Source organism: Roseateles toxinivorans (genome assembly GCF_004362525.1).
Classification (GTDB): Bacteria; Pseudomonadota; Gammaproteobacteria; order Burkholderiales; family Burkholderiaceae_C; genus Paucibacter; species Paucibacter toxinivorans.
In genome coordinates this window covers 239,658-255,479 of record NZ_SNXS01000001.1, presented here as the reverse complement: position 1 = coordinate 255,479, position 15,822 = coordinate 239,658, and the positions used below count along the sequence as shown (strand labels likewise).

General features: G+C 65.0%; 13 protein-coding genes. 4 read left to right on the top strand and 9 right to left on the bottom strand.

The annotated features are described in order from the left end of the window. Window positions 1-85: 85 nt before the first annotated feature. Entirely contained in the window at window positions 86-289 is a 204-nt protein-coding gene (locus DES47_RS01175) for a DUF465 domain-containing protein (RefSeq protein ID WP_133698837.1), read from the bottom strand. A gap of 50 nt (window positions 290-339) precedes the next feature. Between DES47_RS01175 and DES47_RS01170 the strand changes: the two genes are divergently transcribed. Continuing rightward, on the top strand, window positions 340-1,107 hold the full coding sequence (locus DES47_RS01170; protein ID WP_133698836.1) for a PP2C family protein-serine/threonine phosphatase: 768 nt from the start codon (window positions 340-342) through the stop codon (window positions 1,105-1,107). A gap of 7 nt (window positions 1,108-1,114) precedes the next feature. Here the strand turns inward: DES47_RS01170 and DES47_RS01165 are convergent, their stop codons facing one another. From DES47_RS01165 to DES47_RS01140, 6 genes are all read right to left on the bottom strand, one after another. Next, window positions 1,115-1,699 carry a hypothetical protein gene (locus tag DES47_RS01165; protein WP_133698835.1) on the bottom strand — a complete coding sequence of 195 codons (585 nt, stop codon included), beginning with the start codon at window positions 1,697-1,699 and terminating at the stop codon, window positions 1,115-1,117. Beyond that, entirely contained in the window at window positions 1,696-2,796 is a 1,101-nt protein-coding gene (zapE, locus tag DES47_RS01160; protein WP_133698834.1) for a cell division protein ZapE, read from the bottom strand. The genes DES47_RS01165 and zapE overlap by 4 nt, the downstream gene beginning before the upstream one ends. Window positions 2,797-2,904: 108 nt before the next feature. Beyond that, a complete protein-coding gene (gene lpdA / locus DES47_RS01155) occupies window positions 2,905-4,323 on the bottom strand; it encodes a dihydrolipoyl dehydrogenase (RefSeq protein WP_133698833.1) in 1,419 nt (472 codons plus the stop codon). Between the two features lie 48 nt (window positions 4,324-4,371). Then, on the bottom strand, window positions 4,372-4,698 hold the full coding sequence (locus DES47_RS01150; RefSeq protein WP_133698832.1) for a PspC domain-containing protein: 327 nt from the start codon (window positions 4,696-4,698) through the stop codon (window positions 4,372-4,374). Between the two features lie 13 nt (window positions 4,699-4,711). Further along, window positions 4,712-5,977, bottom strand: coding sequence for a 2-oxoglutarate dehydrogenase complex dihydrolipoyllysine-residue succinyltransferase (gene odhB, locus DES47_RS01145; protein WP_133698831.1), 1,266 nt, complete (start codon window positions 5,975-5,977; stop codon window positions 4,712-4,714). 82 nt (window positions 5,978-6,059) lie between these two features. Next, window positions 6,060-8,918 carry a 2-oxoglutarate dehydrogenase E1 component gene (locus tag DES47_RS01140; RefSeq protein ID WP_133698830.1) on the bottom strand — a complete coding sequence of 953 codons (2,859 nt, stop codon included), beginning with the start codon at window positions 8,916-8,918 and terminating at the stop codon, window positions 6,060-6,062. Between the two features lie 220 nt (window positions 8,919-9,138). Between DES47_RS01140 and DES47_RS01135 the strand changes: the two genes are divergently transcribed. From DES47_RS01135 to DES47_RS01125, 3 genes are all read left to right on the top strand, one after another. Then, window positions 9,139-9,477, top strand: coding sequence for a hypothetical protein (locus tag DES47_RS01135; RefSeq protein WP_133698829.1), 339 nt, complete (start codon window positions 9,139-9,141; stop codon window positions 9,475-9,477). A gap of 91 nt (window positions 9,478-9,568) precedes the next feature. Then, entirely contained in the window at window positions 9,569-11,164 is a 1,596-nt protein-coding gene (locus tag DES47_RS01130) for an ABC transporter substrate-binding protein (protein ID WP_133698828.1), read from the top strand. A gap of 178 nt (window positions 11,165-11,342) precedes the next feature. Beyond that, complete coding sequence (locus DES47_RS01125; RefSeq protein ID WP_133698827.1) at window positions 11,343-12,944, top strand: GMC family oxidoreductase; 1,602 nt, start codon at window positions 11,343-11,345, stop codon at window positions 12,942-12,944. A 70-nt stretch (window positions 12,945-13,014) separates the two neighbouring features. On the opposite strand, the gene DES47_RS01120 is transcribed toward DES47_RS01125, so the two are convergent. Both DES47_RS01120 and DES47_RS01115 read right to left on the bottom strand, forming a co-directional pair. After that, the gene (locus DES47_RS01120; RefSeq protein ID WP_133698826.1) at window positions 13,015-13,989 is read right to left on the bottom strand and encodes an NAD(P)H-dependent flavin oxidoreductase; all 975 of its coding nucleotides are present in this window, start codon (window positions 13,987-13,989) and stop codon (window positions 13,015-13,017) included. 4 nt (window positions 13,990-13,993) lie between these two features. Beyond that, window positions 13,994-15,784 carry an acyl-CoA dehydrogenase gene (locus tag DES47_RS01115; RefSeq protein ID WP_133698825.1) on the bottom strand — a complete coding sequence of 597 codons (1,791 nt, stop codon included), beginning with the start codon at window positions 15,782-15,784 and terminating at the stop codon, window positions 13,994-13,996. Window positions 15,785-15,822: the final 38 nt, after the last annotated feature.

The following is a 15,822-nucleotide window of genomic DNA, read 5'->3' as shown; positions in this document are numbered from 1 at the left end:
TCATTAGAAGGCCTGCGCATCACGCCGGATGCATCAAGCATGAGCCGGCGCATCACGCCGGACAGATCAAGCATGAGCCGGCGCATCACGCCGGCTCGGGGGGATCGCTCTCGCGCTCCAGCCTGGCGATCAGGTCACGCAGCAGCAAACGGCGCTTCTTCAGGCGCCGCAGGGCCATCTGGTCGATCGGCAACTCGCTGGAGATGCGGTCGACCATCGCGTTCAGATCCGCATGCTCGATGCGCAGTTCGATCAGGTGGCGCTGCGGCGAGTGAAGGTTTTCATCCATTCAGGGGGACCAGTCAGAGACCGGTAGATAAAGCGATTATAGTTTTCGACATGATTCGACCGCCCCCAGGGTACCGCCTGAATGCCGCCACCGGTCTGCACCGGGGCGACCGCCAATACCAGCAAGACCAAGTGGAGATCATCGCGCATCCGCGTGTGCCCGGCTGTGCCTTGGCCGTGCTGGCCGATGGAATGGGGGGCAAGAGCGGCGGGCGCAAGGCCTCGGACCAGGTGATTCTGACCGCCAAACAGCTGTTCGAGCGCTTTGTGCCAGGCGAGGAAGACCCCGCCGAGCTCTTGCGCCAGTTGGTCGGTGAGGCGCACCTGATGATCAAGCTGACGGCCATCACCTCGGAAGAGGAGCCGCACAGCACCTTGGCGGCCTTCCTGGTCGGGCCGGATCGGCGCTGCCATCTGGTTCACGCTGGTGACTCCCGCCTGTACCACTTCCGCCAGGCCGAGATGATCAGCCGCACCTTGGACCATTCCTTTGTGCAGCGTCTGATCGACGAGGGCCAGATCAACGAGCAGGAAGCGGCCACGCACCCGCAGTCGAATCTGCTCACGGGCTGCCTGGGCACCCTGCAGGACCCGCCGATCTCCGAGCATCTGATCAGCCGGCTGGAAGTCGGTGACACGGTGATGGCCTGCAGCGATGGCCTGTGGCACTACTTCACCCCCAAGGAGTTGGGCGAGGTGCTGCATGCGCTGCCACCGCGCGATGCAGTCGAGATGCTGATCAACAAGGCGCGCAGCCGCGCCCGCGGCGGCGGCGACAATCTGTCGATGGCGGTGGTGAAGGTCGAAACCTTGGCCTGATCGCCCGTCAGCGCCGCACCGCACTGGCCGGCAACGGCAGCGACGCCGCACGCTTGGTCCTGGCCGCCTCGCGTGCCAGCACCTCTTTCTCATGGGCCTGAGCCGCCTTGATGCGGCGCAGGCTTGCCTGCCTGGCCTGTTCCGCCTCACTGGCTGCCAAGGCACGGGCGGCGGCCGCATCCTGGCGCGATGTGAGTGCGGCGCTGGCGACGGCCTTGGATGGCTCGGCCTGGAGCGGGCGACTGGCGGCAGCGACCGGCGCCGAGGCCGCCCTGGCCGCCAGCTCCCGCGCCTCCTGCGCCTTGGCCTGCTGCTTGGCGGCGACGCGATCGCGCTGGGCCTGGGCCCGCTGCTGTCGCTCGGCCAGATCCAGCGCCTGCTCCTGCTGCAGCACCGGCTGCAACGCGGTGCGGCGCTGGGCCTTGGCCGCCAGCTCGCAGTCGGTGATCTGGAACTTGGCCGAGCAGTCACGCATGGCAGCGGTGAACGCGGTCTCGATCTGCTGACGCTGTGCGCGCAATTGCTCGCGTTCGCCGGCCGCCTGCGCTTGCAGGCTGATCAGGGCCACCAGCAACAGGGTCGGTGTTTTCATGTCAGCGAAGTATCCACGTCGCGGCGCTCCAGCGCCAGATACTCGGCCGACTGCATCTCCTGCAGCCGCGAGACGGTGCGCGGAAACTCATGCGCCAGCGGCCCCTCGGTATAGAGCTGCTCGGCCGCCACTTCGGCCGACAAGATCAGCTTGACGCGACGGTCGTACAACACATCGACCAGCCAGGTGAAGCGCCGCGCCTCGCTGGCCAGGCGTGGCGACATCTCGGGCACGCCCGACAGTATCACCGTGTGGAACTGCGTCGCCAGTTCAAGATAGTCATTCTGCGAGCGCGGCCCGCCGCACAGGGTCTTGAAGTCGAACCAGACCACGCCGCCAGCACGGCGCCGCGAGCGCAGCGCGCGGTGTTCGATATGCAGCACCGGGTCCTCGTCCTTGGCCTCGGCCAGTTCATCGAAGGCCTGGCTCAGCGCCACCTCGGCCTGCTCGTTCAGCGGCGTGTGGTACAGCTGCAGATGCTCCAGCGTGCGCTGGCGGTAGTCCACACCTGCATCGACATTGATGACCTCCAGCTTGTCCTTCAACAGCGCTATCGCGGGCAGGATGCGGTCGCGGTGCAGTCCGTTCGGGTAGAGCTCGTCGGGCTTGAAGTTGGAGGTGGTGACAATGCTGACGCGGTTGGCGAACAGCGCATCCAGCAGCCGGTGCAGGATCATCGCGTCGGTGACATCGGCAACATGGAACTCGTCGAAGCAGATCAGCCGGTAGCGCCGCGCGATGCGCCGGCCCAGCTCGTCCAGCGGATCGGCTGTGCCCTTCAACTCCTGCAACTCGCGGTGCACCTCGCGCATGAACTCGTGGAAGTGCAGCCGGGTCTTGCGTGTCAAGGGCACGGCATTGAAGAAGCAATCCATCAGAAAGCTCTTGCCCCGCCCAACCCCGCCGTACATATAGACGCCCCGCGGTATCGGCGGGCGCATCAGCAGCTTGGTGATGGCATTGCCGCGCCGGGCCTTGTAGTCGGCCCATTCGTCCTGGCAGCGTTGCAGGGCCGCCACGGCGCGCAGCTGGGCCGGGTCGGACTTGTAGCCGCGTTCGACAAGGAGTTGCTGGTAGAGATCGGTGACTGAGGTCATGCAGGAGCCGCTCGTAGCCCGGATGAAGCGCAGCGGAATCCGGGGATTGCCGCGGACACAAGCCCCGGATTCCGGCGCTGTACGCCGTCATCCGGGCTACTCAATCCATCAGAAGTTCAGCGTGCGCTTGTCCACCGCCAGCGCGGCTTCTTTGGTCGACTCGCTCAAGGACGGGTGGGCGTGGCAGATGCGGGCAATGTCCTCGGCACTGGCCTTGAACTCCATCGCCACCACCGCCTCGGCGATCAGCTCCGAGGCGAAGGGGCCGATGATGTGCACGCCCAGGATCTCGTCAGTCTTGGCATCGGCCAGCATCTTGACGAAGCCGTTGGTGTCGCCCAGTGCGCGGGCACGACCGTTGGCCATGAAGGGGAACTGGCCGGCTTTGTAGGCCACTCCCTCGGCCTTCAGCTGCTGCTCGGTCTTGCCGACCCAGGCAATCTCGGGGCTGGTGTAAATGACCCAGGGAATGGTGTTGAAGTTGACATGGCCATGCTGGCCGGCAATGCGCTCGGCCACGGCCACGCCCTCTTCCTCGGCCTTGTGCGCCAGCATCGGGCCGCGCACCACGTCACCGACTGCCCAGACATTGGGCAGATTGGTCTTGCACTCGTCATCGACCACGATGGCGCCGCGCTCGTCGAGCTTGAGCCCAACGGCCTCGCCGTTCAGACCGATGGTGTTGGCGACGCGGCCGATCGACACAATCAGCTTGTCGACGGCCAGCGTCTGCGCAGCGCCCTTGGCATCGGCGTAGGACACCGTCACGCCACCCTTGTCCGACTTGACCTCGGATATCTTCACGCCCAGCTCGATCTTCAGGCCTTGCTTCTTGAACAGCTTGGCTGCTTCCTTGGCCACGCCTTCATCGACGGCGCTCAGGAAGGCCGGCATGGCTTCCAGCACGGTAACCTCGGCGCCCAGACGGCGCCAGACCGAACCCATCTCCAGGCCGATCACGCCGGAGCCGATCACGCCCAGCTTCTTGGGCACGCCGCCAATGCGCAGCGCGCCGTCATTGGACAGGATGTTCTCTTCGTCGAAGGCCGCGCCGGGCAGTGCACGGGCGTTCGAGCCGGTGGCGACGATCACATGCTTGGCCAGCAGGCTTTCCTCGCCGACCTTGACCTCGTACAGGCCGTCCTTGGCCGCCGCAAAGCTGCCGCGGCCATGGAAGAAGCTGACCTTGTTCTTCTTGAACAGATAGAGGATGCCGTCGTTGTTCTGCTTCACGACCTGGTCCTTGCGGGCCAGCATCTTGGCAACGTCGATGCTCAGGTTCGACAGATTGATGCCATGGTCGGCGAAGTGATGGCCGGCATGCTCGAAATGCTCGCTGGACTGCAGCAGCGCCTTGGACGGAATGCAGCCGACATTGGTGCAGGTGCCGCCCGGTGCCGGGCCGCCGGCTGCCGTCTTCCACTCGTCGATGCAGGCGGTGTTGAAGCCGAGCTGGGCCGCGCGGATGGCAGCGATATAGCCGCCGGGGCCGCCGCCGATGACGAGTACGTCGAATTGCTTGGACATGATGGTATTGAGGTCTTGTTGGTTGCTGGGGTCAGGCGTTGCCGGGACTCAATCCGAAGGCACGAACACCCACAGCAGGATGTAGAGCAGTGCACCGGCGCCGCCGAACAGGAACATCACGGCAAAGATCAGCCGCCAGATCCAGGATTCGAGCCCGGTGATCAGCGCCAGGCCGCCACAGACGCCGCCGATCCAGCTGTCACTGCGGCTGCGCCGGAAACGGTTCAGCACCTCGACCGCAGGTGCACCGGTGCCACCGCCGGCTGGCGTCGCGCCGCTGAGGAGGCGCGCCTTGGCTTGCTGAAACTCCGCCTCGCTGAGCACGCCGCGAGCGCGGAGTTCGTCAAGGCGGTGAATTTCTTCGGCGATGGACATGGTGCTGTCTCGGTTAGATGTCAAACAACAGGCGCGACGGATCTTCCAGCGCATCCTTCATCGCCACCAGACCCAGCACGGCTTCGCGGCCGTCGATGATGCGGTGGTCGTAGGACATGGCCAGATAGTTGATCGGGCGCACGACGACCTGGCCGTTCTCGACCACGGCGCGGTCCTTGGTCGCATGCACGCCCAGGATGGCCGACTGCGGCGGGTTGATGATGGGCGTGGACAGCATCGAACCAAAGGTGCCGCCGTTGCTGATCGAGAAGGTGCCACCGGTCAGCTCGTCGATGGACAGCTTGCCTTCCTTGGCCTTCTGGCCGAACTGGGCAATCGTCTTCTCGATGTCGGCAAAGCTCAGTTGGTCGGCATTGCGAATCACCGGCACGACCAGGCCGCGCGGCGAGCCTACGGCGATGCCGATGTCGAAGTAGCCGTGGTAGACGATGTCATTGCCGTCCACCGAGGCGTTCAGCACCGGGTACTTCTTCAGCGCCGCCACGGCCGCCTTGACGAAGAAGCTCATGAAGCCCAACTTGACACCATGCTCCTTCTCGAACTTGTCCTGGAAGCGCTTGCGCATCTCCATCAGCGGCGCCATGTTCACCTCGTTGAAGGTGGTCAGGATGGCGTTGCTGGCCTGCGATTGCAGCAGGCGCTCGGCGATGCGGGCACGCAGGCGGCTCATCGGCACGCGCTGCTCGGGGCGGTCACCCAGCTTCTGCTGCACCGGTGCGGCCACGGCAGGCAATGCGGCCTTGGCAGCAACTGGCACGGCCACCGGGGCCGGCACGGCGGCCTTGGCAGCGGCAGCGCCACCAGCCACTGCGGCGAGCACATCACCCTTGGTGACGCGACCATCCTTGCCGGTGCCGGCCACATCGGCCACGCCCAGCTGGTTGTCGGCCAGCAGCTTGGCGGCGGCGGGCATGGCCACATCGCTCTTGCTGGTGGAGGCAGGCGCTGCTGCGGCGGCGGGTGCAGCCGGCACATCGGCCACGGCCTTGACTTCCAGCGGACTGACCTGGGTCGCGCCCTCGGAGTCGATGCGGGCGATGACCTCTTCACTGACCACGGACTCACCGTCGTTCTTGACCAGCTGTGCCATCACACCGGCGCTGGGCGCGGGCACTTCGAGTACCACCTTGTCGGTTTCGATCTCGACCAGGATTTCATCGATGGCCACGGCTTCGCCGGGCTTCTTCTTCCAGGTCAGCAGCGTGCCCTCGGCCACGGATTCCGACAGCTGGGGAACTTTGACTTCTACGATTGCCATAACAATTGACTCCGATTCTTTGCATCTTTTGGCCGCGCAAGCGCGCGGCAGCCACCCGCGCCATCAGGCGCGGGCTGCCACATCACTTGGTGAGGATGAACCCCTTGAGCTTCGCGAAGGCCTGATCCAGCAGCGCCTTCTGCTGCTCCTGGTGCAGGTGCGAATAGCCCACCGCCGGCGAGGCCGAGGCCGGGCGGCCGGCATAGCCGAGGCGCTGACCGTCGGTCATGTTCTCGTGCACATAGTGCTGCACGAAGAACCAGGCGCCCTGGTTTTGCGGCTCGTCCTGGCACCAGACGATGTCGGTCGCGTTAGCGAACTTCTTGATCTCGGCGGCGAAGGCCTTGTGCGGGAAGGGATAGAGCTGCTCGACGCGGATGATGGCCGTGTCGGTGTTCTTCTTCTCGGCACGGGCCTTCACCAGGTCGTAGTACACCTTGCCCGAGCAGGCGACGATGCGCTTGACTTTGGCGGCATCAATGCCGGCATCCTGCTCGGTGATGACGGTGCGGAACTCGCCCTTGGTGAAGTCGCTCAGCGGCGAGGTCGCATCCTTGTTACGCAGCAGCGACTTGGGCGTCATGATGACCAGCGGCTTGCGGAACTGGCGCACCATCTGACGACGCAGCACATGGAAGATCTGGCTGGCCGTGGTCGGCTGCACGACCTGCATATTGTTGTCGGCGGCCAGCTGCATGAAGCGCTCCAGGCGTGCCGAGCTGTGCTCGGGGCCCTGGCCTTCATAGCCGTGCGGCAGCATCAGCGTCAGGCCGTTGGCGCGGCCCCACTTCACCTCGCCCGAGGCGATGAACTGGTCGATCACGACCTGGGCGCCGTTGACGAAGTCGCCGAACTGGGCTTCCCAGATCACCAGCGTGTTGGGGTCGGCCGAAGCATAGCCGTACTCGAAGCCCAGCACCGCCTCTTCGGACAGGATGGAGTCGATGACGACGAAGGGTGCCTGGCTGTCGGCCACGTTCTCCAGCGGCACATAGGTGCCGATGTCCCACTTCTCGCGGTTCTGGTCGTGCAGCACGGCATGGCGGTGCACGAAGGTGCCGCGGCCGCAGTCCTCACCGGACAGGCGCACCGGATAGCCTGAGGCCACCAGCGAGGCAAAGGCCATGTGCTCGCCCATGCCCCAGTCCACATTGACCTCGCCACGGCCCATGGCCGCGCGGTCGGCAATCACCTTCTCGACCAGCGGATGGACCTTGAAGTTGCTGGGGATGGTGGTGATGCGCTCGGCCAGACGCTTGAACTCGCCCACCGGCAGTGCGGTGTCGGCCGAGTCGGTCCACTTCTTGTTCAGGAACGGCGACCAGTCGACGGCGTACTTGCCCTTGAAGTTGGTCAGCACCGGGTCCACCGTGTGGCGGCCCTCGTCCATCGCCGCGCGATAGGCCTTGAACATCGCGTCCGGGCCATCGGCGGGCAAGGTGCCCTGGGCCACCAGCTTGTCACCGTAGAGCTTGCGCGTGCCGGGGTGCTGGCCGATCTTCTTGTACATCAGCGGTTGGGTCAGCGAGGGGGTGTCCTGCTCGTTGTGGCCCAGCTTGCGGAAACAGATGATGTCCAGCACCACGTCTTTCTTGAACTGCTGGCGGTACTCCATCGCCCACTGCGTGCACAGCACGACGGCTTCGGGGTCGTCGCCATTGACGTGCAGCACCGGCGCTTCGATCATCTTGACCACGTCGGTGCAATACAGCGTCGAGCGGCTGTCGCGCGGGTCGCTGGTGGTGAAGCCGATCTGGTTGTTGATGACGATGTGCACCGTGCCGCCGGTGTAGTAGCCGCGGGTCTGGGCCAGCGCCAGCGTTTCCATCACCACGCCCTGGCCGGCGAAGGCCGCATCACCGTGCACCAGCACCGGCAGCACCTGGGCACCGACGGCATCGCCGCGGCGGTCCATGCGGGCCTTGACCGAACCTTCGACCACCGGGTTGACGATCTCCAGGTGCGAGGGGTTGAACGACAGGCTCAGGTGGACCGGGCCGCCGGGCGTGGTCACGTCGCTGGAGAAGCCCTGGTGGTATTTGACGTCGCCCGATGGCAGGTCTTCCTTGGCCGTGTGGTCGAACTCGGCGAACAGGTCCTTGGGCATCTTGCCCAGCGTATTGACCAGCACATTGAGACGGCCGCGGTGGGCCATGCCGATGACGATCTCCTGCACGCCCTTCTCGCCGGCGCTCTGGATCAGTTCGTCCATCGAGGCGATGAAGCTGTCACCGCCCTCCAGCGAGAAGCGCTTCTGGCCCACGTACTTGGTGTGCAGATAGCGCTCCAGGCCTTCGGCCGCGGTCAGGCGGTCGAGGATGTGCTTCTTCTTCTCGGCCGTGAAGGCCGGCTTGGAGCGCGAGGCCTCCAGCTTTTCCTGCCACCAGCGCTTTTCGCCGGGGTCGGTGCAATGCATGTATTCGGCGCCGATCGAGCCGCAATAGGTCTCACGCAGGGCCTGCACGATTTCGCGCAGGCTCATGTTCTCGGCCTTGGAGAAATAGGTGTTGCTGGCGCTGAACGGGATGTCCATATCGGACTCGCTCAGGTCATAGAACGCCGGCTCCAGCTCGGGAATCTTCGGGCGCTCGGTGCGCTTGAGCGGATCCAGATCGGCCCAGCGCGAGCCCAGGAAGCGGTAGGCGGCGATCAGCGACTGGACGTGAACCTGCTTGCGTGCGATGGCCAGATCGGCGCCGGAGGCCTTGTTGCCGAAGGCATTGGCCTTGGCACGCTGGGCAAACGACTCAACCACCGGCGCATGGGCCACATCGCGGGAATCGGTGCCATCGGCGGCCGGCACATGCTGCAGCGCGTCGAAGTAGGCGCGCCAGTTGTCGGGCACGGAGCCGGGGTTGTCGAGGTAGGCCTCGTACATTTCCTCGACATAAGGGGCATTGCCCCCGAACAGGTACGAGTTCGACCTGTATTGCTGCATCATTTCGCTCACCTCTTACCCCGGCTTCCAGGGATTTGGCTGGTTGAAAAACCTTCCGCGACACGGCTAGACCGATTGGCGGATTGCGACCCGCCTAAGCTGCAAGCCAGCAAAGGGGACGGGAAGGATCTAAAGTGGGTCGGACTGTAGCACTATTGCTGTTTTCCCGGACTACGTAGCGCCCGCATCTTGCACCAATAGCCACACGGCGGTGTGGTTTTTTATGGTCGAACATCGAATCATTCACATCCGGACCGAAGCGCCGCCCAAGCCCGAGCTGGGCGCGCCCTGCAATGGCTGCGGCGTGTGCTGCCTGCTGGAGCCCTGTCCCGTGGGCATGGTGGTGAGCCAGCGCCGGCGCAGCGCCTGCAGCGCCCTGCTGTGGTCGGATGAGCAGGCTCGCTATCTGTGCGGCATGGTCATCGCGCCGCAACGGTTCCTGCCATGGCTCGCGCCGCTGCTACAGCCGCTAGCGGCGCGCTGGGCGCGGCGGCTGATTTCCGCCGGCAAGGGCTGTGACGCCGCGCTGCAAATCCAGCTACCGCCCACCCCGGGCGACTGAAGCTTCGGGCTCCGGGCAAGCCCGTAGCGTCGGCCGTGAATTGTGAAGTTACGATGTTCGATTCCTTACCCTACCAGTGGAGTGACCCGATATGAACCACAAGATCAGAATCGCCGCGCTGAGCGCCGCCGTCAGCGCCACCCTGGGCCTGAGCCTGCTGGCCACAAGCGCCCAGGCCGTGCCCCTGCGCTGGGCCGCCCAGAACGACATCCTGACCCTGGATCCGCATTCGCAGAACCATGCCACGACGAATGCCATCCTGATGCATTCCTACGAAGGTCTGACCCGCTATGGCAAGGACTACAAGGTCGAGCCCGCACTGGCCACCAAGTGGACCTTCATCACACCGACGCAGGTGCGCTTCGAACTGCGCAAGGGGGTCAAATTCCACGACGGCTCGCCCTTCACCGCCGATGACGTGATCTTCACCTTCGGCCGCATCAAGCAGCCCCAGGGCACGATGCAGATCTATGTGACCGGCATCTCCGAAATCAAGAAGATCGATGACTACACCGTCGACGTGATCCTGTCGGCACCGAACCCCATCCTGCTACGCAACATCATCGACTTCCGCATGATGAGCAAGGTCTGGGCAGAGAAGAACAAGACCACCAACACCCAGGACTACAAGGCCAAGGAAGAGAACTACGCCTCGCGCAACGTCAATGGCACGGGCCCCTACCGGATCACCGGCTGGCAGCCCGACCAACGCGTGACCATGGTGCAGAACAAGGACTGGTGGGACAACAAGAACGCCACCAACGTTACGGAAGTGCTTTACACCCCGATCAAGTCGGACCCGACCCGCGTGGCCGCCCTGCTGTCCGGTGACGTGGACCTGCTGACCGACCTGCCCACGCAGGACGTGGCCAAGCTCAAGGCCGACCCCAAGCTGAAGGTCGTCGAGGGCCCCGAGGTGCGCACCATCTTCCTGGCCATGGACATGGGCAGCGACGAGCTGAAGAACTCCAGCGTCAAGGGCAAGAACCCGTTCAAGGACAAGCGCGTTCGCGAGGCCATGAACCTGGCCGTCGATCGCGAGGCGATCAAGCGCACCATCATGCGCGGTCTGTCGATCCCGGCGGCCCTGATGGTCGCCCCGGGCGTCAACGGCAACACGCCCGACATCGACACCCCGATGAAGGCCGACCCCGAGAAGGCCAAGAAGCTGATGGCGGATGCCGGCTATGGCGATGGCTTCGAGGTGCAGATGAACTGCCCCAACAACCGCTATGTGAACGACGAGGAAGTCTGCCAGGCCGTCTCGGCCATGTGGGCCAAGATCGGCATCAAGATCAAGCTGGTGGCCCTGCCCATGGCTCAGCACAGCCTGGTGTTCCAGAAGTTCGACACCTCGCTTTACATGCTGGGCTGGGGCGTGGCCACCTATGACGCGCAGTACATGCTGCAGTCGCTGGCCCGCACCAAGACCACGGGCGCCGACGGCAACTTCAACTACTCCAAGGTCAGCGATGCCCGCGTGGACCAGTTGGTGGACGGCATGGCCTCCGAAATCGATGTGGCCAAGCGCAGCGCCATGATCCGCGAAGCGTTGCTGCGGGTGCGCGACGAGCATATGTTCGTGCCGTTGCACCATCAGATGCGCCCCTGGGCGATGAAGGTCAATGTCGAGACGACGCACCGCTCGGACGATCGTCCCGAGGCGCGCATGACCTCGATCAAGTAAGAGGCCTCAAGCACTCTACCCAGGCCGCCTTCGGGCGGCCTTTTCGCTTGTGTCCGGTGCGCCCGCTAGAGCCGCCGGTCTAGAAGCTCACAGGGCTTCCCTTGATGCAGATCGCCCACGCAGCGACTAAGGTGGCTCCAAACTAGGCGCCTGGCTGCGCTCATTACAGGAGACTGCATTGTTCGACTACATCATCGTGGGTGGCGGCTCGGCTGGTTGCGTGCTGGCGGCCCGCCTGAGCGAAGACCCCAACGTCAAGGTGTGCCTGCTGGAGGCCGGCAAGCGCGACACCAGCGTGCTGATCCACTGCCCGGCCGGCTTTGCGCTGATGGGACAGACCGGCTTCAACAACTGGGGTTTCGAGACCGTGCCCCAGCCCGGGCTGAACGGCCGTCGCGGTTACCAGCCGCGGGGCAAGACGCTGGGCGGCTCGAGCTCGGTCAATGCCATGGTCTATATCCGTGGCCAGCGCGAGGACTACGATGAATGGGCCGCGCAGGGCAACCCCGGCTGGGGCTATGAGGAGGTGCTGCCCTACTTCCGCCGCGCCGAGAACAACGAGCGCGGCGCCGACGCCTTTCACGGCAGCGGCGGCCCGCTGAACGTGATGGACCCGACCAGCCCGAACCGCTACAGCCCCGACTTCGTCAAGGCCGGCGTGCAGGCCGGCTATCCGCTGAGCACCGACTTCAATGGAGCGACCCAGGAGGGCGTGGGCATCTACCAGGTCACGCAAAAGGCCGGCGAGCGCTTCAGTGCCGCCAAGGCCTATCTGACGCCGAACCTGAGCCGGCCCAACCTGAGCGTGATCACCGAGGCGCACACGACCCGGGTGCTGCTGGAGGGCAAACGCGCCGTTGGCGTCGAGTACCGCCAGGGCGGCGAGCTCAAGCGGATCAAGGCCAGCCGCGAGGTGCTGCTCAGCGCCGGCGCCTTGCAGTCACCCCAGTTGCTGATGTTGTCGGGCATAGGCGCGGGCGCGCAGCTGCAGCAGCACGGCATTGCCGTCCTGCATGAGCTGGCCGGCGTCGGCGCGAACCTGCACGACCACATCAATGTCGTCGAGGTGGTCGATGCACCGCAGTTGAAAGACCTGTTCGGCATCTCGCTGCCCGGTGCCTGGCGTTCGATCAAGGGCATCTTCGAGTGGCGCAATCAGCGCCGCGGCATGTTCACGACCAATTTCGCCGAGGCCGGCGGCTTCATCAAGAGCAGCCCCGAGCTGGACCGGCCGGATCTGCAGCTGCATTTCGTCGTCGCCAAGCTGGTGGACCACGGCCGCAAGACGGTGCTGGGCCATGGCTATTCCTGCCATGTCTGCCTGTTGCGGCCCAAGAGCCGCGGCAGCCTGAAACTGGCCAGCGCCGACCCATTGGCCGCACCGCTGATCGACCCCAACTTCCTCGGCGAGCGCGAGGATGTGGACGATATGGTGCGCGGCTTCAAGCGCGTGCGCGCCCTGCTCGCCCAGCCCGCGCTGGCCGGCTACGGCGGCCGTGAAACGGCAGCCTCGGCCTCGGCACAGACCGACGCCGAGATCGAGCAGTTCGTGCGCAACTTCGCCGACACCGAGTACCACCCGGTCGGCAGCTGCCGCATGGGCACCGGTGACACCGACGTGGTGGACCCGCAATTGCGCGTGCATGGCATGCAGGGCCTGCGCGTGGTCGATGCGTCCATCATGCCCAGACTGGTCAGCGGCAACACGAACGCGCCGACCATCATGATCGCCGAGAAGGCTGCGGACATGATCAAGGCGGCGGCGAAGCTCGGGCAATAGCGCTTTTCGTAGCCCGGATGAAATCCGGGAACCACGACAGACGAACCCGGATTGCATCCGGGCTACGAATTCAAGCCAGCTGCAAACGCGCCCGCGCGGCCAGATACTCGCTCTTCAAGCGTGCTATCAGCGCCGCCGCCGGCACCACCTCACGCACCGCGCCAATGCCCTGGCCGCTGCCCCAGATGTCCTTCCAGGCCTTCTTGGCGCCGGCGCCGCCGAAGTCCATGGTGCTGACATCGCCCTCGGGCAGCTTGTCCGGGTCCATGCCGGCCTTGACAATGGAGCCCTTCAGGTAGTTGCCGTGCACACCGGTGAACAGGCTGCTGTAGACGATGTCGTCGCTGTTGCTGCCGACAATCATCTGCTTGTAGTCGTCGGAGGCGCGGGCCTCCTCGGTGGCGATGAAGGCCGAGCCGATGTAGGCGAAATCGGCACCCATGGCCTGTGCGGCCAGCACCGCGTCACCGCTGGCGATAGCACCGGACAAGGCGATCGGGCCGTCGAACCACTCGCGGATTTCCTGGATCAACGCGAAAGGGCTCTTCACCCCCGCATGGCCACCGGCACCGGCCGCCACGGCGATCAGGCCGTCGGCGCCCTTCTCGATCGCCTTCTTCGCGAACTTGTTGTTGATGATGTCGTGCAGCACCACGCCGCCCCAGGCGTGGACGGCCTGGTTGACATCGTCGCGCGCACCCAGCGAGGTGATGATGATGGGCACCTTGTACTTGGCGCACAGGGCCATGTCGTGCTCCAGCCGGTCATTGCTCTTGTGCACGATCTGGTTGATCGCAAACGGCGCCGCCGGCTTGTCCGGATGGGCCTTGTTATAGGCCGCCAGCTCGGTGGTGATCTCGTTGAGCCACTCATCCAGCAGCTCGGCCGGGCGGGCATTGAGCGCGGGCATCGAGCCGACGACGCCGGCCTTGCACTGGGCAATCACCAGCTTGGGATTGCTGATGATGAACAGCGGCGAACCGATGATGGGCAGGGGCAGGTTTTGCAGAACGGGAGGCAGGGACACAGGCGTTTCTCCGATCATGAATTCAGAAGGCGTCGAGCGACATCGCGGTGACGCTGTCGGCGCCCTCGACGATGCTGTCGCGCAGGCCACCGGCGCGGGCCAGGATGTGCTCGGCATAGAAGCGCGCGGTGGCAATCTTGGCCGCCATGAACGGCGCATCGACGCCGGCAGCCAGTTGGTCTTCGGCAACGATCAGCGCGCGCGCCATCTGCCAGCCGGCCACCACATTGCCCGCCAACATCAGATAGGGCACCGAGCCGGCGAACACCGCGTTCGGATTGGCCTTGCTCTGGCCAGCGACGAACTCGATCACGTCAATCAGCGCCAGGCGTGCGGCGCTCAGGCGCTTCAGCATCGCCTTGCTGGCGGCGCTGTCACGCTTGGCCAGTTCGGCTTCCGTCGCAGCAATCTGCGCGGCGATCGCCTTGGCCGTCTGGCCGCCGTCGCGGGCGGTCTTGCGGCCCACCAGGTCATTGGCCTGGATCGCCGTCGTGCCCTCGTAGATCGTCAGGATCTTGGCGTCGCGGTAGTACTGGGCCGCGCCGGTCTCCTCGATGAAGCCCATGCCGCCATGCACCTGCACGCCCAGGTCGGTGACCTCCAGGCTCATCTCCGTGCTGTAGCCCTTGACGAGCGGCACGAGGAATTCATAGAAGGCCTGGTTCTGCTTGCGCACCTCGGCATCGGGGTGCTGGTGCGCGGCGTCGTAGGCCGAGGCGGCCACCAGGGCCATGGCGCGACAGCCCTCGGTCAGCGCACGCATCGTCATCAGCATGCGGCGCACATCGGGGTGGTGGATGATGGCCGCGCTGCCCGGCAGCGAGCCATCGACCGGGCGTGACTGCACGCGGTCGCGCGCATACGAGGCCGCCTTCTGATAGGCCCGCTCGGCCACCGCGATGCCCTGCACACCGACGGCATAGCGGGCGGCGTTCATCATGATGAACATGTACTCGAGGCCGCGGTTCTCCTGGCCGATCAGGTAGCCGATGGCGCCACCGTGGTCGCCAAACTGCAGCACCGCCGTCGGGCTGGCCTTGATGCCCATCTTGTGTTCGATGCTGACGCAGTGGGCGTCATTGCGCGCGCCAAGAGACCCGTCGGCATTGACCATGAACTTCGGCACCAGGAACAGGCTGATGCCCTTCACGCCTTCGGGCGCTCCGACCACACGGGCCAGCACCAGATGGACGATGTTCTCGGCCATATCGTGCTCGCCATAGGTGATGAAGATCTTGGTGCCGAAGATCTTGTAGCTGCCGTCGGGCAGCGGCTCGGCGCGGGTGCGCACCAGGGCCAGGTCTGAACCCGCCTGGGGCTCGGTCAGGTTCATCGTGCCAGTCCAGGTGCCATCGATCATCTTCGGCAAGTAGGTCTGCTGCTGCTCGGGCGTGCCGGCGGTCAGCAACGCCTCGATCGCGCCATCGGTCAGCAGCGGACACAGCGCAAAGCTGAGATTGGCGCTGTTGAGCATCTCGACGCAGGCCGCGCCTATCGTCTTGGGCAGGCCCTGGCCACCGAAGTCGGCCGGGTGCTGCAGGCCCTGCCAGCCGCCTTCGGCAAACTGACGGAAGGCGTCCTTGAAACCCGGCGTGGTGGTGACGACGCCGTCTTTCCAGCTCGACGGGTTGCGGTCGCCGGCCACATTCAGCGGCGCGATCACGTTCTCATTGAGCTTCGCGCATTCCTCCAACACGGCCTGGGCGGTGTCCAGATCGAAATCGGCAAAGGCCGGAATGCTCTGCAGGCTGGCCAGGCTGGCCAGTTCCTTCATGCCGAACAGCATGTCCTTGATGGGGGCGCGATAGGTCATTGTTGTCTCCAGAATCTTCGGTCATTGCGGGATGGACC